This is a genomic window from Pantoea coffeiphila, assembly GCF_016909495.1.
In the GTDB taxonomy this organism is placed as follows: domain Bacteria; phylum Pseudomonadota; class Gammaproteobacteria; order Enterobacterales; family Enterobacteriaceae; genus Erwinia; species Erwinia coffeiphila.
This window is the reverse complement of record NZ_JAFBFW010000002.1, coordinates 798,257-817,266: the sequence shown is the minus strand read 5'-3', so window position 1 is coordinate 817,266 and position 19,010 is coordinate 798,257. Positions and strand designations below refer to the sequence as shown.

The following is a 19,010-nucleotide window of genomic DNA, read 5'->3' as shown; positions in this document are numbered from 1 at the left end:
ACTCATGTTTACGGAAATAATGCGTTATATCCTCGATCTTGGCCCAACGGTGATGCTGCCGTTTGTGATCATTATCTTCTCCGTCAGTCTGGGGATGAAAGTGGGTGATGCCTTTAAGTCGGGCCTGCATATCGGGATTGGCTTCGTCGGTATCGGGCTGGTGATTGGACTGATGCTGGATTCCATTGGCCCTGCTGCCAAAGCGATGGCCGCCAACTTCGAAATCGGTCTTGAGGTGGTGGATGTCGGCTGGCCGGGATCGTCACCGATGACCTGGGCGTCGCAGATTGCCCTGATTGCTATTCCTGTGGCGATTGGCGTCAATATTCTGATGCTGGTCACCCGCATGACGCGGGTGGTGAACGTCGATATCTGGAATATCTGGCATATGACCTTCACCGGGGCGATGGTACATATTGCCACCGGCTCTTACTGGCTGGGGATGCTCGGCGTGGTAGTTCACGCGGCGTTTGCCTATAAGCTTGGCGACTGGTTTGCCCGCGATACGAAAAACTTCTTCGATCTTGACGGCATCGCCGTGCCGCACGGCACCTCCGCCTATATGGGGCCGATTGCGGTACTGGTGGATACCCTGATTGAGAAAGTGCCGGGTCTGCGCCGTATTCACTTCAGCGCAGACGATGTGCAAAAGCGCTTCGGTGCCTTTGGTGAACCGGTGACGGTCGGGTTTATCATGGGGATCATCATCGGCCTGCTGGCGCATTACGATGTGAAAGACGTCCTGCAACTGGCGGTAAAAACCGCCGCGGTGATGCTGCTGATGCCGCGAGTGATCAAGCCGATTATGGATGGCCTCAACCCGATTGCCAAACATGCCCGCAAACGCCTGCAGGCCCGCTTTGGCGGTCAGGAGTTTCTTATCGGACTTGACCCGGCGCTGCTGCTGGGGCAGACCTCGGTGGTTTCCGCCAGCCTGATTTTTATCCCGCTGACTATCCTGATTGCCGTGGTGCTGCCGGGGAACAAAGTTCTGCCGTTCGGCGACCTCGCGACCATCGGGTTCTTTGTGGCGATGGCGGTGGCGGTGCATCAGGGTAACCTGTTCCGTACGCTGATTTCCGGCACGGTGATTATGAGTATCACTCTGTGGATCGCCACCCAGACCATCGGGCTGCATACCCAGCTGGCTGCCAACGCCGGTGCGCTGAAGGCGGGCGGGCAGGTGGCTTCAATGGATCAGGGCGGATCGCCGATCACTTACCTTCTGATTCAGCTCCTGACCTGGCAAAACGTCACTGCGCTGGTGGTGATTGGCCTGATTTATTTTGCCGGTGTCCTGCTGACGTGGCGTCGCGCACGCAGCTTCGGCACGCCGCCGGAACCCACGCTTTCCAGCTCTAAAACCCTGTCTGAATAAACTGCGGGGGGAGATCCCCCGCCATTCTGGAGTTCTCTGATGAAATCTGTCGTGATCCACGCCGGAGGCAGCGTTACGGTTGAAGAAAGACCGTTGCCTCAGATTGAAGCCGCTGATGATGTGCTGGTTGAGGTGATCAGTTCGGGACTGTGCGGCTCCGATATCCCGCGTATTTTTCACAACGGCGCACATTTTTATCCGATTACCCTCGGCCACGAATTCTGCGGCCGGGTAAAGCTGACCGGCCACGCGGTCAACGATTTACAGCCCGGTAATCTGGTTTCCTGCGTGCCGCTTCAGCCCTGCTTTCAGTGTGAAGAGTGCCAGCGTCAGCTCTGGTCCCAGTGCCGCCACTACCGGTTTATCGGCTCCCGCAGCGACGGCGGCAATCGCGAATATATCGTGGTGCCGCGCAGCAATCTGTTCCTGCTGCCGGAGCACACCACGCCAACCGAAGGGGCGTTCTTTGAGCCGATGACCGTCAGCCTTCATACCATGCAGCTGGCCGGTGGCTGTGAAGGTAAAGAGGTGATTATCGTGGGCGCGGGCACTATCGGCCTGCTGGCGATGCAGTGTGCGAAAGCGCTGGGTGCACGTTCGGTCACGGCGATTGATATTAATCCTGAGCGGCTGGCGGTGTCGCAGAAACTGGGCGCGGACTACACCTTTAACAGTGCCGAGATGACCGCCGCAGAAATCCGCACCGCGATGGACTCCAGGCGCTTCGATCAGCTGGTTCTGGAAACCGCCGGCAGTCCGCAAACCGTGGAGCTGAGTATCCAAATCGCCGGACCGCAGGCGCAGATCGGCCTGATTGGCACGCTGCATCGTGATTTACCGCTGAGCAGCAGCACCTTCGGTCTGATCCTGCGTAAAGAGCTGCGGATTCTCGGCAGCTGGATGAATTACTCGGGTCAGTGGCCCGGCGTGGAGTGGCAGCAGGCCGTGCGGCTGTTCGAGCAGGGATCGATCGACCTTTCATCACTGATTGCGGTCCAGGCCGCGCCGCAGGATTACGCCGAGGCGGTCAGCGCGCTGGCGGGCAAGCCAATGAGCGGGAAAATCATGCTCGATTTCTCAGTCACGGATAAGGAGCAGGCATAATGTATCTGGTTTCTAATCGTACGATGCTGCTTAACGCGCAGCGCGAAGGCTATGCCGTACCGGCATTCAACGTTCATAACCTGGAAACCGTGCAGGCGATTGCCGAAACGGCGGCGGAACTGCGCTCGCCGGTGATTATGGCGGGCACCACCGGCACCTGGAATTACGCCGGGCTGGAGTATCTTGTCGCAATCTGCCAGCAGGCGGCGAAAAAGTACGATCTGCCGATCGCGCTGCACCTCGATCATCACGAAGATCTCAACGATATCAGCCGCAAAGTGCATGCAGGGGTGCGATCGGTGATGATCGATGCCTCGCATTATCCCTTTGCGCAGAATATTGAAAAAGTCCGCGAGGTGGTGCGTCTGTGCCATCGTTATGATGTCAGCGTGGAGGCCGAGTTGGGGCGGCTGGGCGGTCAGGAAGACGATCTGATCGTTGATGAAAGCGACAGCTTTTTTACCGACCCGGCCAAAGCACAGGAGTACGTCAGCCGTACCGGGATCGATTCGCTGGCGGTGGCGATCGGATCGGCGCACGGGCTGTATCAGGGGGAGCCAAAACTGGATTTCGATCGGCTGGCGCAGATCCGCGAACAGGTGGATATTCCGCTTGTGCTGCACGGTGCCTCAGGGATTCCGGAAGCGATGCTCAGGCGCTCCATTTCTCTCGGTATCTGTAAAGTGAATGTGGCTACCGAGCTGAAAATCGCCTTTTCCGGCGCGGTTAAGGCCTTCTTCAACGCGCATCCCGGTGCCAGCGATCCGCGCGAATATATGGAGCCGGGTAAGCAGGCGATGAAGCAGGTGGTGGCGGAAAAAATCAGGATCTGCGGCAGCGAAGGGCGTATTTAGCCAGGCCGACCGGCGGTCTGCATAACTGATGGTATGCAGAGCACTTTTGCTGACCGGCGGCCTGCATAAAGTACCCTGGCCGACCGGCTATTCGCGTAATGCGTGTCAGGCAGAGTACCCTGGCTGGCTGCCTCTGATGAGTGTTATTGCCGGGACCAGGCCGCTGCTTCCCTGAACAGCGCGTCGTCGGGGCGTATGCCGGTATAAAGCGCAAACTGTTCCACCGCCTGAATGGCAAACACTGCCGCCCCGGTTATCACGGTTTTATCTTTCTCCCGCGCGTAGCGCACCAGCGGGGTGATTTCCGGCAGCGCAACCACTTCAAAAATGACTTCGGCCGCGTCGACCTGGCGCGGCGTGAACGACATCAGCTCCGCTTCTGCACCGCCGCTCATGCCGGTCGGCGTAGCGTTAATCAGCAGGCCCGGCTGGAGGTCGCCCAGATCTTCTCGCCATTCAAATCCGTACAGCGCCGCCAGTTCCCTGCCGCTTTGCTCGTTGCGTGCAACAATATAGCCGTGGTTAAACCCGGCATCCTTCAGCGCGGCCGCCACGGCCTTGGCCATGCCGCCGCTGCCGCGCAGGGCAAAGGTCAGTCCATTATCAACCTGATGCTGTTTCAGCAGGCTGGCGATGGCGATGTAGTCGGTGTTATAGGCTTTCAGATAGCCGTCGGTGTTGACGATAGTATTGACCGAATCGATGGCCTTCGCCGACGGGTCAAGCTCGTCCACCAGGGCAATCACCTCTTCTTTAAACGGCATGGAAATCGCACATCCGCGAATGCCCAGCGCGCGAACGCCGCCAATAGCGGCGGTTAAATCTTTGGTGGTAAAGGCTTTGTACAGGTAGTTGAGATCCAGCGCGTCGTAAAGATAGTTATGAAAGCGGGTGCCAAAATTTCCCGGGCGGGATGCCAGCGACATACATACGGTTGTGTCTTTGTTCAGCTGTCGGGTCATGGATGCGGTCCTGTGATCGATGAAGGAGGATTGCCGTTCAGCGCAGAATGGACTAAAAAGGTGAGATTAAAAACAGCTGGATTTTTTTGCTCAAGGCTCCTCTTTTATGTACGGTCAACGACTTGAATATCACTACCTGCGGCTGCTGACGCTGTTTCCCGCTCGTGAAGCCGAGACGACTCTGCAGGCACTGGCGGACTCGCTGTGCTGCAGCAAGCGCCATATGCGGGCGCTACTGGTAAAAATGCAGAACGAGGGCTGGCTGAACTGGCAGGCTGCGCCGGGGCGAGGCCGGCAGGCTCAGCTGCGGCTGCTGCGCGATGAGCAGCAGCTTAAAGTGGAAAAAGCGGATCGGTTACTGGAAACGGGGAACCTTGCCGCCGTTGTTGAGCTATTGGGCGAGGAAAAAAGCCGTCTTGCCAGCCTGCTGCGCACCCGGCTGGGTTATCGCATCAGTGATGACTATCAGTCTTTACGCATCCCTTATTACCGCGAGATGCTGAACCTCTATCCCGGCACGCCGCTCAGGCGCTCGGAAAACCATCTGGTACGGCAAATCTTTAGTGGTCTGACGCGCATCAATCCGCAGAGCGGCGAAGTGGAGTGCGATCTGGCCCACCGCTGGCGTCGTTTGGATGCGCTGCGCTGGCGTTTTTTTCTCCGCCGAGGAGTACGTTTTCACGACGGGCGCGAGATGACCAGTGAGGACGTGATTTCTTCGCTGACCCGCAGTGCAGCACTGCCGCTGTTTTCACATATCAAACGGGTTGAGGCTGCGGGTGCATTGAGTGTGATCGTTGAACTGCACTACGCCGACGATCGGCTGCCGCTGCTGCTGACCGATCCTGCCGCGCTGATCCTGCCTGCCGATCATTCCCTGCGCGATGATTTTGCCGCACATCCGATCGGCACCGGGCCTTACCGGGTGATCGAAAACGATCGCTGGCATCTGAAAATGCAGGCGTTCGAGCACTACTTTGGTCTGCGCGGGCTGCTGGATGAGGTTGAACTGATCGTCTGGCCGGATCTGGCCCACGCGGCGGCCAGCGAGCAGTTTATTCCTGCCGGTCAGCCTGCGGCGTGGCTCAGTTCCAGCATCAGCGATATCGCCTATGTTTCCGGCGAGGCCGAACAGTTCACCGGCAAGCCTTCCGAACCGCTGGCGGAGATGTTCCTGGAGCAGGGCGGATATTTCCTGCTGTGCGACAGCCGCTCTGGCCGCTGGCAAACCCCCGAACGGCGGCGCTGGCTGCGGGAGATACTCAGTCCGTGGCAGCTGGCCTCGCAGCTGGTGGACTCGATCAGGCCGCTGTGGGTGCCAACGGGCAGCCTGCTGCCCGCCTGGTTTCACTGTATGGATGAGGGGAGTTGCCTTTCACCGTTTTCCGCCGATGAAAATCCGCTGCACGGCGCGGTGCTGCGGCTGGCCTGCCATCGGCAGCATCCTGAATACGCCATGCTGACGGGGATGATGCGCAAAAACCTGGCGGCGGAAGGGATCGCGCTGGAAGTGATCGAGCTGGACTATCAGCAGTGGGCAAGCGGCGAGGCCGGGGTCGATCTGTGGCTGGGTACGGTGAATTTTCCCGCGCCGGAACAGTGGAACGTGGGGGCCTGGCTGCTGGGAATGCCGCTGCTGAAGCCGCATATCTCCGGCGGCGATCCCAGCCAGTATCAACGCTGGCAGCAGCATTGGCGAAACGGCACCCTTGAATCACGCCAGCTGGTTCAACAGGTGGTCGGCGCAGGCTGGTTACAGCCGCTGTTCCATCACTGGATGCGACTAAAGGCACCGGAGAACGCACAGGGAATACGCCTGAACAACCTGGGCTGGTTCGATTTTCAAAGCACCTGGATGGAGCCTGAGTAGCCGGGGACGCCCGGCTGCGGCAGCTCGCCTGTTGCAAAAGCGGCGATGACTGATTATCTTGTGGTTCACAAGGTGATGGTGTTCCACCTTTCCCAACCGCCCTGCTCGTAAGGGGCTGATGACGCCTGATAACCCTGACCGTTAACACGAGGTCGGTGTGTCAGGCTATGCGTTTTCTGCCCGCTGGCACCCCGCCTCGAAAGTACTGAGGATTTTATGCTTAAACCTTTACTGGCCGTAATGATTGGCGGCTGCGCCGGCTGTGTGATCCGCTGGCTGCTTGCCGTGCGGTTGAATTCACTGTTTCCTAATCTGCCACCCGGCACGCTGCTGGTTAACCTGGTGGGCGGGCTGATCATCGGGGCGGCAATGGCGTGGTTTATCCGCAATCCACAGCTGGACCCGGCATGGAAACTGCTGATTACCACCGGATTATGCGGAGGCATGACTACGTTTTCTACTTTTTCGCTGGAAGTCGTCACGTTACTACAGGCCGGCAATTATCTTTGGGCGCTGACTTCGGTACTGGTCCACGTTATCGGATCGTTGCTAATGACGATTGCTGGTTTCTGGCTGGTCTCTCTGCTGTTCTGAGGCGAAAAGCATATTCAAGGCGGTTTTTCAGGAAAATGACGGAGTGAGGATGCCATCAGGCATCCTTCTGATGCTGGGCGCGACGATGAATGTCGCCAGCCGCTTTGCTAGCGGTAAACTTCTCCGCAAAGCAGTACCGCATTAGGGCGGCGTTCATGAAGCCTTTCTGCCATCTGTTCACATGCTTTGCGTGTGGGATAGATATGCTCTGATACCGGTAGTGCGTCACAGGCATCATGACCGCAGGCGCTGACGAGTAATACGAAGCCGATTAGCATTGCTCACTCCTTTGGCAGATTGGGATCGCTTTCAGTATAGGCGATAAGCCACACAATAGCCTTCGCGGCCTGTCTCACGCCAGTGGTTTCAACAGGCTACCGCACATTCCAGTCAATTTTGCGATTCGCATTTTCATTAAGGATGCGGCCGCTATCACGAATGTTCCGACTCTCACTGTCAGCGTGCGCAGATACGCTATGCTTTATATTTAACCAACGAGGAGGAGAGAATGAGCGGCGAAACAGATTTACCTATTTCTAGCGAAGAAGAAGTGTGCAACATCATCGGCAAGGCAGTGGTTGATCTCAGCGTTACCGGACAGCCCGTCAATAAAGCAACGCTTGGACTGAAGCTGTTATCCATGGCCGATCAGGATAAAGATGACGAACGTATTTTACTGTACTGGATTGCCCGCCGGGCGATCAATCAGCCGCATAAATTTGCGGAGGCAGGTTATTGATACTGCCTGCAACCGGTGCGACTGCCACCGGAGTCAGCGGTCCGCCCGGTTTCCTCCGGGCGGCCATTGCGGCCACGGCTAGATCCCATCGTATTTAGTGCTTATCGCGTTCTATCACGATCTCCGCCGGACAGTTTTCATCCGCTTTCACCCGACGATATTCCGCCTTGCCCTGGTAAACATAAATACAGGCACGTCCCGCATTACCCCCATCCTGCTCCTGGCTCAGTGAAACGGTGACCTGCTGCGCCCGGCTGCTGAGCGGCAAAAGGCTGCATGCCAAAGTGAACACGATTGGGAGCACGGATAGGTAGGCGCGGAAATTCGGGTGGCGGTTGCGCGAAGGCATCGGACGTCCTTATGAAACGGAATGTAACCTGAGGTAAATCTCTATTGATGCCGCTATTTTAACGCATTGTGCCGGTTAGCGCAGATGAAACGCAGGGTTAAATAAATTTTCTGTGAGAAAGGCTGCATTGCAGGTAGAGCCAGGAAGCCATCCGGGGGATTCGCTCTCTATCCGGCGGGCTAACTTGACTCCGCCGGATAAAAAATCAGTGCTGCGGATAGTGCTGCTTTATCTGTTCGTAAAAAAAGAGTCCCTTCGATGGGGCGGCCATAAAGAAGTGCCAGGTGGTCAGGGGAACGTTATTGTAGGTTAACGTTCCATGCTTCAGCGTTTCTACCTCTAGAATCCGTTTTTCCACGTCATAGGCCACGGTTCGAATAACGGATGAGGCTACGGACCGTCTTTTCATTCTGCACCTCTCAGCTGTCATTGGTGGTTAAAATTTAGACGACAGAGGGCATTTTGGCATTGTTTTCGATCAATTATTTATTTTTTTTAGATTGAAAAATAATCAGGCGGGAAAAAATTACCTCGGAAAGTGGAAATCCAACTGCACTTTCCGAGGCTATGCAAATGCACAATACGTTACGGGGATTACTTTAACGTCTTTTTTTAATCTGTACAGATTTATTTTTATTGTACAACTTTGTCTGCTGCGGGAGACTGAACCAGTCAGGTGGGGGATACGGGCTTTCAGGCTGCAAAAAGGGTAACGAAAGGCGGCTAAACTTGCTAAAGTTCGCTTTTCACTGTGTTAGGATTTTTATGTCGAACGAAATTGCACATCCATCCAGCAGCCCGAAGCAGGCTGCCCTTCAGTTGGTTATTGAACTGGTCAGAGCCGGTAAACTCAGTCCGTTACAGGGTGATGCCAGCAATATGATCTCGATTTATGAGCAGTTTAAGGCTCACTTTGAAGCGGATAAGCACAAGCACTCCTCGGATTCTGCTATCTCCTGAGTGGCGTAGCCAATTCTCCTGGCGGGTAGGGCAGTCGCCATACCCGCTATTTCTCACGGCGTGTTCTAGCTTTTCTTACTCACGCGGTCGAAGTAGAGCAGGCTAACGCCAATTCCCTGATACGCCCCCTGAATCTGCTTGCCCAGTCCAACCTGTTTCTGCCCCTGTAGCGTCACTACGTACGGTGAGTTCTGCTGGATATCCGTTTGTAGCTGCTGATACAGCGCGGTACGCTTTTTCACATCGCTTTCGGCGGCCGCTTCTCGCGTACGTGCGCTCAGGTCAGGTATCGTCCAGCCAACGCGCCAGGCCAGGGTTTTTGGCCCGCCGGGAACGTTATAGGCGAAGGTGCTGGCGTTGCTGTTGGCGTCAACGTAGTCCGCGCCCCAGTAAATAAAGATCGACTGGAAGTTGCGGCCGCGCATTTTGCTCCACAGCTCGGCTTCCGCGACCGGTTGAATATCCAGATGAATATCCGCTTTCGCAAAGCTGGCCTGCAGCGCCTGTGCCACATCGCTGTAAGGCGGCTGATTGACGATAGTCAGAGCAAAGCGCGTGCCCGGTTTGATGCCTGCCTTCGCCAAAATGGATTTGGCTTTTTCCACATCGTAGTGGAACGGTTCGTTGGTCAGTGCGCCGTCAAAGCCTGCGGGCAGAAACGTCTGATGAACCTGATACTGGCCTTTCAGTAGCTGTTCAGAAATCGACTTGTAGTCCACCAGCCAGCGTGCGGCCTGCCACAGCGCCGGGTTTCCCAGCGCGGGCTGCTGCTTATCCTGGGTATTGAATCCAAGATAGTAGATCAGGCTGGAAGGGAAGCTGGCGACGTTAACCTTACCCTGCTGTTTGAGGGTAGCGAACTGATCGGCACCGAGGTCGTAGGCCACATCCGCATCGCCGTTTTCCAGCAGCAGCCGCCGCGAACCGGCGTCGGTGACGCTTTTCAGGATCACCCGCTTCAGGTGCGGCGGGGTTTGCGCATACGGATTCTGTTCCAGCACCAGCGCCTGCTGCGGTACATAGTTGCTTATCGTATAGGCGGCACTGCCGGCGGAATGGGTATGCAGCCAGCCGTTACCCAGGTCATCACCCTGTGCATGCTGCTGTACCAGCTTGCTGTCCACCACTGAGGCGATCGGCGAGGTCAGCAGGCGCAGAGCCAGATCCTGACCGATTGGCGTGGTCCAGCGGATTTCAATCTGGTTGTCGCCGTGCGGCGTAAACTGGGTGTCGATATTTTCCGGCGTCCAGCCAAACTCCGCGAGGATAAACGCCGGGGTTTTATTCAGTTTCACCGCGCGGGTGAGCGAGTAGATCACGTCCTGGCTGGTCACCGGATTGCCGCTGGCGAACTTCGCGCCGGGCTTTAGCGTAAACAGCAGGCTGTGCTCACGACTGCCCGCCTGCCATTCGGTGGCCAGTGAAGGGGCCAGTTTGCGCGGATCGTCGATATCCGGCGTCACCAGCGTTTGATAAACATTTATCAGGCTGCTGTTGCTGACCGTTTCAAAGCTTTCTGCCGGATCGAAGCTGATAATGCCATCAAGCGAGATAGCGACAATCAGCGTATCGGCAGGCGTTGCCGCCTGCACCGTGTGTCCGAAAACCAGGGCGCAGGCCAGCGCCAGAGGAGCAATTTTTCGCATGATGATGTCCTGAAATCGTTGGATATATCAGGACTATAGGCGCGTCATGCAGGATCGGAAATGCCGGATCTGACTAAGGTTAGCTGATAAAGATAATTGGTGGATCAACGGCTTAGCCGACGATCCTGCCTTTATCCATATGCACCGAGCGATCGCACATATAATCGATAACATCGGGATCGTGACTCACCAGGACCATGGTCAGATGATCCTGCTGCTTAAGTTGATTAAGCAGGTTGAGGATCTCCGCCTGTACCGACATATCCCTCGCTGCCTCATTCTCCCCGCGCTATGCATGAATTTTAGAAACTGGTAAAGTTATCTTATGTAAACTTCGTTAAATTGCTGATTATGGAAAACCTCGATCGCCGCGATAACTTCGCTAATGAATTCTCTAAAATAATAGAAAAAGAGAGTCAATATTTTACCCTGAATTTTGAAGATTTACTGGAAGTCGTTCTGTATCTGATGGCCTATGATCTTATTTATCGTGCCAGGGATGATTTTTTTTCTGAAACTCTTGCAGTAGACGATTATCAATCACTTATTGAAAATATAAGCCGGATTATGAAATTTTCTGCCAGGTTTAACGATGCTCATAAAGAGATAGTAATTTCTCTTGAGGAGAGAGTAAGTCTGAATTATCAGTTGTTTAATTTTTCATCTGAAGAAGTTAAACAATTGGGGAATATTTTTACTCATTATTATCGTCATATGGGAGATTTTGACTATGAAGATATCGTCTACTGCTACGATAAACTGTTTTATCGTTTAAAATCCCTGGAAAAGAAAACTTCGTTAGCGCTCGATGCGTTTATGGCAGGCTTTTCTGTACGCTATTTTTACGGTGAGGATGAGGGCGGATACAGAGAAATACCGTTAAACAACGGTGGGTTTTCTATTCTTTCAGGGAAGCCAGTAGTTTATGACTCTTCACAAAGACTTCCGCTGGAACTGTATTTTCGAGGGATATTGCATCATCAAAAATTTACGCAGGTCAGATACGATAAAGAAATTATTGATATTATTTACACTGACTTGAATAAGCTTAAGTTTTCGACAAAAAGAAGTCGTTGGGAGAATGCAGTTCTTGCACAGCTAAAAAATGGCAGGGCACAAAAACAAGTTTTTCTTCTGGGTGGCCAGGATATGTCTTTACTGCAGGATGTCCAAAGCGATTTAATGGAATCGCTGAACAGCCATTCTGTCGTCACTATCATTTCACTGCCAGCAAAAATAACCCCACTCACTAATGTGCAGCTCTATATGCTGGTGATTAACCCCGACAAGCGTAAAAACGATCGCGTCCTGTTTGTTAACGCCGATAAACTGGCCAAAAAACTGAATATCTCCAGTAGTAAAACTGCATCGCTGGTGGCCGATATTGTCAGATTGCATGAGGGTAAGTCACTGTCGCTGAGTGATGCCGATGGGCATATCAACTTCCTGAATAAATATTATCAGGAGGGTTACCGAGATATCAGCGAGATCAGCGCTTCAGTAACCATCAGCCAGATTTTTAAGAACGGGATGAAACTGAAGCCTTCCGTTTATATTGCCAAAGACCCACAGGCGATATCGCTCAGCCTGTTGGATGTTGGCCCCGTCATGCGTGAGATGGAAAAGGCCAGCGGGCAGGCGCTGGCGGCCTATATTATCGGGCGCAACGGTGAGGGGAAAAGCCTGCTGCTACGCGAGATCGCCAGCATACTGCTGTCGGAAAATCGTCCGGTCATTGCGCTGCCGCAGAGCATCCACGATCGTATCCACACGCTGGTGCAGAAAAAAAACAGCGGATTTACCTATCTTGGGGTGCGCAGCCCCTCAGGTGGAGTCAACATAGTGGCACGCGAAAAGGCGCTGGTGGATAAGATTATTCACACGCTTTCGCACCCTGACCGGGCGAATATTCAGCTGATGTGTACCGTGCTGCAGAAGATTGGTTTTGGTAAGCAGATCTACCTGCTGTCCCGTGGCCGAATCGCAGCTGAAACCATTGATACGCAGGTTGTTGACAAAGACAGCGGGGCTCTGGACACCGCATTGTTTACCTCGGATGGTTATACTTTTGGCGTGTTGAAAGACAAAAACAATATTGTGCCGTTCCAAAATCTGAGCTCGGGTGAGCAGCTGATGGTGCAGTTTGCTTTGCAAGTGACGCTGTATGCCAGCCGGGGGGCGACTATGCTGATTGACGAACCGGAAATCAGTCTGCACGTTGAGTGGCAACAGCTCATCCCCTCTATTCTTGAGCTGGTTAATCAACAAATCGCCATGCACATCGTGGTGGCGACGCATGCCCCCGTGGTCATCGCCGCGACAAAAAACCGGCAAAGCTGCTGCTTTATCGCAGAAAACCGGGCGTTGGAGCCGATTGATGCCAACAGCGTGCGCAGTGTGGAAAGTATCCTGTTAGAGCTGTTTAAGGTCACTACACTCAACAGCCGGAGCGTTTATGAAAACTGCGCGCGAATGATGGCGGAGATTGCCGAGATGGCTAACAGCGGAGAAGACATCAGCCAGAAAGTGAGCGAAGCACATCAGCGCATCTCGGCGCTGAAAACACTGGTGACACTGCAGAAGGAAAAAATCGCTATCGGGGCGGAAGAGCTGGTTTTTCTTAACCAGGCCGAACGGGCATTGAACGAGTTCTCTGTGTTTCAGCAGAATGATGCTAGCGGTGAGTAAGATGACGATCAAAAAAATCATCAAAAAAGCGGCTAAGAATAAATCTGTTACAGAGGAGTATTATCTGCAACTGTACAAAACCTATTATGCCCGTTCCAGAGTTGAGAAGGAAAATCTATGGAGCGACATGTATCAATTCAAAGGCCCGATCACAGTTAATGGCGTGACCAAACAGGTCGAAGGTAAAAAAATTCAGGCGTTTATTAAATCTCACCTGATGACGACACAGCGGCAGCGCTGTTGTTACTGTAAACGTTACCTGGTGAGCAGCGGACATGCCCGTCATGTTGAACATGTTCTACCGGGATCCGTTTATCCGCAATATGTTTTTATGCTGCGAAATCTGGCGGTCTCCTGTGTTGAGTGCAATCTGCTAAAGACAAAAGATGTCTGGTGGGCGTTAGCGTCGACATCGTTAAAATATCCGATACCCGATAAATTACGCACCTGCTTCCATCCGAATATCGACACCTATGATAGTGAAATTCGCTTTGTGCGTATCAGTACTAATCATTTCTCCTTCAGCTGTTATTACGGTCTGACCGATAAAGGCAGACATCTTTGTAAAGAACTACTGTCGAAGGTGTCTCATAAAGAGTTAATTCTTGCTAATGATACGGTGATGAACGATGCGATTACCAAAGTGGCTAATTTTAGTGCGGGTTTTACGGTCAGTAGCGAAACTGAAAAGTTCCTGATGGGAATTTATGACTATCTTGCCCGGCGTTAAGTGATGGTAAAGGCCAGTGCATAGCCTGGCCTGCGACCTGATCTTAGCCGACAATACGCCCCTGTTTCATATGCACCGCGCGATCGCACATATGATCGATGACATCGGGATCGTGACTCACCAGCACCATGGTCAGATGATCCTGCTGCTTAAGCTGATTAAGCAGGTTGAGGATCTCCGCCTGTACCGACATATCCAGCGCGGAGGTCGGCTCGTCCAGCAGCAGTATCTTCGGCTCTAACAGCAGCGCGCGGACGATAGCCACGCGCTGGCGCTGACCGCCTGAGAGCTGGTGCGGATAGCGATCGGCCATCGCCGGGTCCAGTCCAACGTGGCGAAAACCGTCGTCGATGCGATCGTTGATGTTATCCGCCTTAAGCAGCTTCAGCGGCTCGGCCAGCGTACGTCGCAGGCGATGTCGAGGATGCAGCGAGGCGTAGGGGTCCTGAAACACCATCTGCACGTCGCGTCGCAGCTGGCCGGTAAAAGCTTTACCCGGCTCGGCCTGATGGTCCGCCAGCCGCATTGTGCCCTGCCAGTGCGGATTCAGCCCGGCCATTACCCACAGCAGCGAGGATTTACCGCAGCCTGACGGGCCGACCAGGCCGAAGCACTCACCGGCGTTAACCGACAGGGTGACATCTTCCACCACGGTGCGCAGCTCATAACCCTGGCGGTGAGCCACGCTGAGCTGGTTTAACTCAATCATGTTTAACTCCCCCGATCAGCGCGGCGCGATCCAGCACCGGCAGCGGTTTACCGTGGGTGGATTTATTGGGCCGACAGGACCACAGCGTCCGGGTATAGGGATGCGTGGCGTGCGGTAAATCAGCGGCGGGCAGGGTGTCGAGGATATCGCCCTGATACATCACCATGACTCGCTCGCAGTGTTCGGATACCTGCTGTAAATCGTGGCTGATCAGCAGCAGGCCCATATTGCGATCTTCCACCAGCTGGCGGATCAGCCCCAGCACCTGATCGCGCATCGCGTGATCGAGCGCGGAAGTTGGCTCGTCGGCAATCAGGAAGCGCGGTTCAGCGATCAGCGCCATCGCCAGCATCACGCGCTGGCCCATCCCACCAGAAAGCTGGTGGGGATAGCGTTGCATCAGCTGTACGGGCTGCGGTAGCCCTACCGCTGAGAGGATATCGCAGACCTTCTCTTTAATTTCGCTGCGGCTAAAACGGCCGTGCAGCTTGAGTGGTTCCGCGACCTGCCAGCCGATAGTGCGCATCGGGTTAAGCGCGTACTTTGGGTCCTGCATCACCATGCCCAGCTGGCTGCCGCGCAGCTGACTCCAGCGGCGTTCGCTCAGGGTCAGGGCATTTTCACCGGCGATACTCAGCGTGCGCGCCTGCAGGTGCAGGGAAGGGGAGAGCAGGCCCATCAGGCTGCGGGCGGTGAGCGATTTACCGGAGCCGGATTCACCGACCAGCGCCACCCGCTCGCGGCCAAGGGTAAAGCTGATATTTTTTACCAGCGCCGCGCCGCCTGGGGCGGAAATCGTCAGGCCATCCGCCACAATCGGCGCATCAGCATTAGTCAGCATTACGGGTATCCAGTCGGTCACGCAGGCCGTCGCCTGTCAGGTTAAAGGCCAGGCTGGCAAACAGAATGGCACCGCCGGGAACGGCAGCGACCCACCACTGGTCAAAAATCACTTTACTGCCTTCGGCCACCATCGATCCCCACTCCGCGGTAGGTGGCTGAATGCCCATACCGAGGAAGCCCAGGCCAGCGGCGGAAAGAATAATGCCACCGAGGCTGAGGGCCGCGCGCACAACGGCGGTCGGCAGGCACAGCGGCAGAATATGACCAAACATCAGGCGCAGGCCGTTAATACCCTGCATCCGCGCGGCGGCCAGATAGTCGCTGCGGCGCAGTGCCAGGGTTTCCGCGCGCGCCTGGCGGGCAAACGGCGGCCAGCTGGTCAGCGCCAGCGCCAGCGCACCGTTCATCAGTCCTGGCCCCATCATCGCGACCAGCGCCAGTGCAATCACCAGGTTAGGCAGCGAAAGGAAAATATCGGTAATGCGCATCAGCACGCGCTCGCTCCAGCCGCCGAGGTAACCGGCGCTGATACCGATTAACATCCCCACCGGGATGGTCAGCACCAGAATCAGTGACACCAGCAGCAGCGTCGGGCGCGCACCGTAAATCACGCGGGAAAGCAGATCGCGGCCAAAGCCGTCGGTGCCCAGCCAGTGACTGGCCGAAGGCGGCATCAGGCGCACCGCCATTTCCTGCGCGTTCGGATCGAAAGGTGCCAGCAGCGGTGCGAACAGGGCGGCAAAAATCAGTATTCCGACCAGCGTCAGGCCAATGGTCAGGGTGATATTGCGCCGTTTTTTAAACGGTTTTACCGTTTCGGAATCAAGAGCCTGCGTCATCGTGTCCTCGGGTCGGTCAGGTAGGTGAGCGCATCAGCCAGCGCGTTGATGACGATAAAGCAGCCGCCAATCAGCAGGGTCGAGCCGAGGATCGCGGGCGTATCGGAGGCGAACAGCGCGGTGGTCATGTAGCGCCCCACGCCGGGCCAGGCAAAGACGGTTTCAGTCAGCACCGAGCCTTCCAGCAGCGTGGCGTAGGAGAGCGCTAGCACGGTGATCAGCGTTCCCCGCACGTTAGGGAAAATGTGCAGCAGCAGGATGCGTCCCCGGCTGGCACCTTTTGCCCGCGCCAGCGTCACGTACTCTTTGCTGTTCTCTTCCAGCAGCGCGGCGCGTAGCAGACGGGTAATGGTCGCCATCGACAGCAGCCCCAGCACCACCACCGGTAGCCACAGGTGGGCGATGGCGTTGCGGAACATTTCCGGGTCGCCGGAGAGCAGGCTGTCGATCAGCACCAGCCCGGTTTTCGGTTCCAGGGTATAAATCCAGATATCATCCAGCCGCCCCGGCCCTGCCGACCAGTGCAGTACCGCATAGAACAGCAGCAGGCCCAGTAATCCAAGCCAGAACACCGGTACTGAATAGCCCAGCAGGGAGATCAGCCGCGCGACGTTATCCAGCAGGCTACCCGGCTTCCACGCCGCCAGCAGCGCAAGAGAAATGCCGAAAATCGCGCCGAAGATCATCGCACAGGTCGCGAGTTCAATGGTGGCCGGGAAGGTACGCAGTAAATCGCTGGCTACCGGCTGATTGGTGATGCTGGAGATGCCAAGATCGCCGCGCACCAGGTGTTCCAGATAGTGCCAAAACTGCACCGGCAATGGTTGATCGAGGCCAAGATCCCGCCGAACCTGGGCATAGGTGGATTCACTGGCGTGATCGCCGGCGATCTGTAGCACCGGATCGACCGGAGAAAGATGGGATAAGCCGAAGGTGAATACCAGCAGGCCGAGCAGCGTCACCACCAGCGAAATCACGACGCTGAAGGCACCGCTGCTGCGGCGCCAGAACAGCCGTGTACCGCTTTGACGCGGTACACGATCCTGAGCAGCAGGTGCCGCCATTATTTACTGACCTGGCTGTAGTAAACCATGTCCGGGTTGATCCCCTGAACGTAGCCTTTCAGATTATCGCGCAGGGCAACAAGGTTACGCGCCTGCAGGCCGACCACGTACGGTGAGTTCTGCTGAATTTCACGCTGCATTTTGTGGTACAGCTCAACGCGCTTCGCCGGATCGCTTTCGGCGGTGGCCGCCAGCGTCTGCTTGCTCAGCTCAGGGATATGCCAGTTGGAGCGCCATGCCAGCGTTTTGCTGCCGTCTTCCGGGTTGTAGGCGAAAGCAGCGGCGTTGGTGTTCGGATCGAAGTAGTCTGCGCCCCAGGCGTTCAGCGTGGCTTCATACTGATGCGCTTTCACTCGGGTCGCGACTTCTGAGCTGATCCCCGGCAGCACTTCGACCTTCACGCCGCCTTTAGCAAAGCTGGCCTGCAAAGCCTGAGCGATATCCAGATACGGCGGCTGGTTGCTGACTGCCAGCTTAAAGCTGACGTTTTTCAGCCCGGCTTTGGCCAGAATCGCTTTGGCTTTTTCCGGATCGTAAGTGAACGGGTTATCGTTCAGCGCGCCGAGGAAGCCTTCCGGCAGGAACGACTGGTGAACCTGGAACTGGCCTTTCAGCAGGTCGTTGGCGATGCCTTTATAGTCGAACAGATAGCGTGAAGCTTCCCACAGGGCCGGGTTTTTCAGCACCGGATTGGCGTCGATATTGAACTGCACGTAGTACAGCGAGGCCATCGGCACCGCGAGGGTTTTCACGCCCGCTTTATCTTTCAGCGAGGCGATCTGATCGGCACCCAGGTTACGTGCGATATCGGCGTCGCCCTGTTCCAGCAGCAGACGGCGAGCGGCCGGTTCCGGTACGTTTTTAATCAGCACGTTTTTCAGCTTCGGCGCACCGGCCGGGGAGCTCGGGTTAGCGCTGAGCAGCACCACTTCATGCGGAATGTATTTGCGGATCTGATAAGGGCCGCTGCCCGCAGAGTGCTGGGCCAGCCACTTATTACCGAAGTCGCCGTTCTGCACGTTGGCCGATACGGTTTTCTCATCCACGATCGATGAAACCGGGGCCGCCAGCAGACTCAGCACGTAGGTTGGGCTGACATCCGCCGTCCAGCTCAGCTGAACGTGTTTATCGTCGATTTTTTTAAGATGCGAGTCGACGTTATCTTTGGTCCAGCCCAGCTGCGCCAGAATAAAGGATGGATCGAGGTTCAGCTTAATCACGCGGGAGAGCGAGAAAATCACGTCTTCCGGGCGTAAAGGGTTGCCGGAAGAGAAGGTCGCGCCATCGCGCAGGGTGAAGGTCATACTGCGATTATCGCTGCCGGACTTCCACTCGGTAGCCAGCGTCGGTTTCAGATCGGTCGGGTTTTGCGGATCGGACTGAACCAGACGCTGATAAAGGTTGGTAAATGCCTGCACGGAGGTCAGTTCAAAACCATCTGCCGGATCGAAACTGTTGGCATCATCGATAGACTGCGCAATGACCAGCGTGTCGGCCGGGGTCGCCGCCGTTGCGGCAAAGGATGCCGCCAGCGCCAGTGCAATAACTGAGGGGACTGTAAATTTCATGACGTTTCCTTGCCTTACATTTTTTTCGCGAGTGTAAGTGAACAACCGATAAGAGCAATAGTAGATTATTCGCTATCGATATGCGCGAACGTTATAAGGGGAGTCGAAAGGTT

The 19,010-nt window shown here is 55.4% G+C and carries 19 protein-coding genes, 1 pseudogene and 1 riboswitch; of the genes and pseudogenes, 9 read left to right on the top strand and 11 right to left on the bottom strand.

Annotated features, from left to right (window positions below; all coding sequences use genetic code 11):
* The first annotated feature begins 4 nt into the window (after positions 1 to 4).
* Genes JOE09_RS09510 through JOE09_RS09500 form a run of 3 tightly spaced genes read left to right on the top strand, consistent with a single transcriptional unit; the run spans position 5 to position 3,336 of the window.
* A complete protein-coding gene (locus tag JOE09_RS09510) occupies positions 5 to 1,378 on the top strand; it encodes a galactitol-specific PTS transporter subunit IIC (protein WP_205065578.1) in 1,374 nt (457 codons plus the stop codon).
* 39 nt (positions 1,379 to 1,417) lie between these two features.
* Entirely contained in the window at positions 1,418 to 2,482 is a 1,065-nt protein-coding gene (locus JOE09_RS09505) for a zinc-binding dehydrogenase (protein WP_205065577.1), read from the top strand.
* Positions 2,482 to 3,336 carry a tagatose bisphosphate family class II aldolase gene (locus tag JOE09_RS09500; protein ID WP_200562453.1) on the top strand — a complete coding sequence of 285 codons (855 nt, stop codon included), beginning with the start codon at positions 2,482 to 2,484 and terminating at the stop codon, positions 3,334 to 3,336. The genes JOE09_RS09505 and JOE09_RS09500 overlap by 1 nt, the downstream gene beginning before the upstream one ends.
* A gap of 143 nt (positions 3,337 to 3,479) precedes the next feature.
* Here the strand turns inward: JOE09_RS09500 and JOE09_RS09495 are convergent, their stop codons facing one another.
* Entirely contained in the window at positions 3,480 to 4,298 is an 819-nt protein-coding gene (locus JOE09_RS09495) for a shikimate 5-dehydrogenase (protein WP_205065576.1), read from the bottom strand.
* Positions 4,299 to 4,404: 106 nt separating this feature from the next.
* Here JOE09_RS09495 and JOE09_RS09490 point away from each other — a divergent pair, with 106 nt between their 5' ends.
* Together JOE09_RS09490 and crcB are read left to right on the top strand one after the other, a co-directional pair.
* The gene (locus JOE09_RS09490; RefSeq protein ID WP_205065575.1) at positions 4,405 to 6,168 is read left to right on the top strand and encodes an SgrR family transcriptional regulator; all 1,764 of its coding nucleotides are present in this window, start codon (positions 4,405 to 4,407) and stop codon (positions 6,166 to 6,168) included.
* Between the two features lie 62 nt (positions 6,169 to 6,230).
* Positions 6,231 to 6,303: riboswitch (Fluoride riboswitch) on the top strand.
* 81 nt (positions 6,304 to 6,384) lie between these two features.
* The gene (gene crcB, locus JOE09_RS09485; RefSeq protein WP_123335560.1) at positions 6,385 to 6,762 is read left to right on the top strand and encodes a fluoride efflux transporter CrcB; all 378 of its coding nucleotides are present in this window, start codon (positions 6,385 to 6,387) and stop codon (positions 6,760 to 6,762) included.
* 107 nt (positions 6,763 to 6,869) lie between these two features.
* Here crcB and JOE09_RS09480 read toward each other — a convergent pair whose 3' ends face one another.
* Positions 6,870 to 7,040 carry a hypothetical protein gene (locus JOE09_RS09480; protein WP_205065574.1) on the bottom strand — a complete coding sequence of 57 codons (171 nt, stop codon included), beginning with the start codon at positions 7,038 to 7,040 and terminating at the stop codon, positions 6,870 to 6,872.
* Positions 7,041 to 7,270: 230 nt separating this feature from the next.
* Between JOE09_RS09480 and JOE09_RS09475 the strand changes: the two genes are divergently transcribed.
* Positions 7,271 to 7,501: a hypothetical protein gene (locus JOE09_RS09475; RefSeq protein WP_205065573.1), complete on the top strand. Its 231-nt coding sequence runs from the start codon at positions 7,271 to 7,273 to the stop codon at positions 7,499 to 7,501.
* Between the two features lie 94 nt (positions 7,502 to 7,595).
* Here the strand turns inward: JOE09_RS09475 and JOE09_RS09470 are convergent, their stop codons facing one another.
* Together JOE09_RS09470 and JOE09_RS09465 are read right to left on the bottom strand one after the other, a co-directional pair.
* Positions 7,596 to 7,850 (bottom strand): hypothetical protein, encoded by a 255-nt coding sequence (locus tag JOE09_RS09470; RefSeq protein ID WP_205065572.1) that lies wholly within the window; start codon positions 7,848 to 7,850, stop codon positions 7,596 to 7,598.
* A gap of 205 nt (positions 7,851 to 8,055) precedes the next feature.
* Positions 8,056 to 8,259: a KTSC domain-containing protein gene (locus JOE09_RS09465; protein ID WP_205065571.1), complete on the bottom strand. Its 204-nt coding sequence runs from the start codon at positions 8,257 to 8,259 to the stop codon at positions 8,056 to 8,058.
* A 356-nt stretch (positions 8,260 to 8,615) separates the two neighbouring features.
* Between JOE09_RS09465 and JOE09_RS09460 the strand changes: the two genes are divergently transcribed.
* Entirely contained in the window at positions 8,616 to 8,810 is a 195-nt protein-coding gene (locus tag JOE09_RS09460; protein ID WP_200547585.1) for a hypothetical protein, read from the top strand.
* Between the two features lie 65 nt (positions 8,811 to 8,875).
* Here the strand turns inward: JOE09_RS09460 and JOE09_RS09455 are convergent, their stop codons facing one another.
* Together JOE09_RS09455 and JOE09_RS09450 are read right to left on the bottom strand one after the other, a co-directional pair.
* Positions 8,876 to 10,456 carry an ABC transporter substrate-binding protein gene (locus tag JOE09_RS09455; protein ID WP_205065570.1) on the bottom strand — a complete coding sequence of 527 codons (1,581 nt, stop codon included), beginning with the start codon at positions 10,454 to 10,456 and terminating at the stop codon, positions 8,876 to 8,878.
* A gap of 112 nt (positions 10,457 to 10,568) precedes the next feature.
* A pseudogene (locus JOE09_RS09450) lies at positions 10,569 to 10,739 on the bottom strand (ABC transporter ATP-binding protein); the annotation flags it as partial.
* A 68-nt stretch (positions 10,740 to 10,807) separates the two neighbouring features.
* Between JOE09_RS09450 and JOE09_RS09445 the strand changes: the two are divergent.
* Positions 10,808 to 13,144: an AAA family ATPase gene (locus JOE09_RS09445; RefSeq protein ID WP_205065569.1), complete on the top strand. Its 2,337-nt coding sequence runs from the start codon at positions 10,808 to 10,810 to the stop codon at positions 13,142 to 13,144.
* Position 13,145: 1 nt separating this feature from the next.
* Positions 13,146 to 13,874, top strand: a complete 729-nt coding sequence (locus JOE09_RS09440; protein ID WP_205065568.1) for an HNH endonuclease family protein — start codon at positions 13,146 to 13,148, stop codon at positions 13,872 to 13,874.
* A gap of 43 nt (positions 13,875 to 13,917) precedes the next feature.
* Here the strand turns inward: JOE09_RS09440 and JOE09_RS09435 are convergent, their stop codons facing one another.
* Genes JOE09_RS09435 through JOE09_RS09415 form a run of 5 tightly spaced genes read right to left on the bottom strand, consistent with a single transcriptional unit; the run spans position 13,918 to position 18,897 of the window.
* Positions 13,918 to 14,583, bottom strand: a complete 666-nt coding sequence (locus tag JOE09_RS09435) for an ABC transporter ATP-binding protein (RefSeq protein ID WP_205065567.1) — start codon at positions 14,581 to 14,583, stop codon at positions 13,918 to 13,920.
* Entirely contained in the window at positions 14,576 to 15,424 is an 849-nt protein-coding gene (locus JOE09_RS09430) for an ABC transporter ATP-binding protein (RefSeq protein WP_105590732.1), read from the bottom strand. The genes JOE09_RS09435 and JOE09_RS09430 overlap by 8 nt, the downstream gene beginning before the upstream one ends.
* Complete coding sequence (locus JOE09_RS09425) at positions 15,414 to 16,265, bottom strand: ABC transporter permease (protein ID WP_105590733.1); 852 nt, start codon at positions 16,263 to 16,265, stop codon at positions 15,414 to 15,416. The genes JOE09_RS09430 and JOE09_RS09425 overlap by 11 nt, the downstream gene beginning before the upstream one ends.
* Positions 16,262 to 17,329 carry an ABC transporter permease gene (locus JOE09_RS09420; protein WP_205065566.1) on the bottom strand — a complete coding sequence of 356 codons (1,068 nt, stop codon included), beginning with the start codon at positions 17,327 to 17,329 and terminating at the stop codon, positions 16,262 to 16,264. Before JOE09_RS09420 ends, JOE09_RS09425 begins: the two co-directional genes overlap by 4 nt.
* On the bottom strand, positions 17,329 to 18,897 hold the full coding sequence (locus JOE09_RS09415; protein ID WP_205065565.1) for an ABC transporter substrate-binding protein: 1,569 nt from the start codon (positions 18,895 to 18,897) through the stop codon (positions 17,329 to 17,331). Before JOE09_RS09415 ends, JOE09_RS09420 begins: the two co-directional genes overlap by 1 nt.
* Positions 18,898 to 19,010: the final 113 nt, after the last annotated feature.

Bases quoted from the DNA above. Each gene is read 5' to 3' on its own strand.
- JOE09_RS09435 (WP_205065567.1), bottom strand. From the start codon at position 14,583: ATGATTGAGTTAAACCAGCTCAGCGTGGCTCACCGCCAGGGTTATGAG.
- JOE09_RS09500 (WP_200562453.1), top strand. From the start codon at position 2,482: ATGTATCTGGTTTCTAATCGTACGATGCTGCTTAACGCGCAGCGCGAA.
- JOE09_RS09480 (WP_205065574.1), bottom strand. From the start codon at position 7,040: ATGCTAATCGGCTTCGTATTACTCGTCAGCGCCTGCGGTCATGATGCC.
- JOE09_RS09470 (WP_205065572.1), bottom strand. From the start codon at position 7,850: ATGCCTTCGCGCAACCGCCACCCGAATTTCCGCGCCTACCTATCCGTG.
- JOE09_RS09460 (WP_200547585.1), top strand. From the start codon at position 8,616: ATGTCGAACGAAATTGCACATCCATCCAGCAGCCCGAAGCAGGCTGCC.
- JOE09_RS09425 (WP_105590733.1), bottom strand. From the start codon at position 16,265: ATGACGCAGGCTCTTGATTCCGAAACGGTAAAACCGTTTAAAAAACGG.
- JOE09_RS09440 (WP_205065568.1), top strand. From the start codon at position 13,146: ATGACGATCAAAAAAATCATCAAAAAAGCGGCTAAGAATAAATCTGTT.
- JOE09_RS09445 (WP_205065569.1), top strand. From the start codon at position 10,808: ATGGAAAACCTCGATCGCCGCGATAACTTCGCTAATGAATTCTCTAAA.
- crcB (WP_123335560.1), top strand. From the start codon at position 6,385: ATGCTTAAACCTTTACTGGCCGTAATGATTGGCGGCTGCGCCGGCTGT.
- JOE09_RS09505 (WP_205065577.1), top strand. From the start codon at position 1,418: ATGAAATCTGTCGTGATCCACGCCGGAGGCAGCGTTACGGTTGAAGAA.
- JOE09_RS09420 (WP_205065566.1), bottom strand. From the start codon at position 17,329: ATGGCGGCACCTGCTGCTCAGGATCGTGTACCGCGTCAAAGCGGTACA.
- JOE09_RS09430 (WP_105590732.1), bottom strand. From the start codon at position 15,424: ATGCTGACTAATGCTGATGCGCCGATTGTGGCGGATGGCCTGACGATT.
- JOE09_RS09415 (WP_205065565.1), bottom strand. From the start codon at position 18,897: ATGAAATTTACAGTCCCCTCAGTTATTGCACTGGCGCTGGCGGCATCC.
- JOE09_RS09465 (WP_205065571.1), bottom strand. From the start codon at position 8,259: ATGAAAAGACGGTCCGTAGCCTCATCCGTTATTCGAACCGTGGCCTAT.
- JOE09_RS09490 (WP_205065575.1), top strand. From the start codon at position 4,405: ATGTACGGTCAACGACTTGAATATCACTACCTGCGGCTGCTGACGCTG.
- JOE09_RS09495 (WP_205065576.1), bottom strand. From the start codon at position 4,298: ATGACCCGACAGCTGAACAAAGACACAACCGTATGTATGTCGCTGGCA.
- JOE09_RS09455 (WP_205065570.1), bottom strand. From the start codon at position 10,456: ATGCGAAAAATTGCTCCTCTGGCGCTGGCCTGCGCCCTGGTTTTCGGA.
- JOE09_RS09510 (WP_205065578.1), top strand. From the start codon at position 5: ATGTTTACGGAAATAATGCGTTATATCCTCGATCTTGGCCCAACGGTG.
- JOE09_RS09475 (WP_205065573.1), top strand. From the start codon at position 7,271: ATGAGCGGCGAAACAGATTTACCTATTTCTAGCGAAGAAGAAGTGTGC.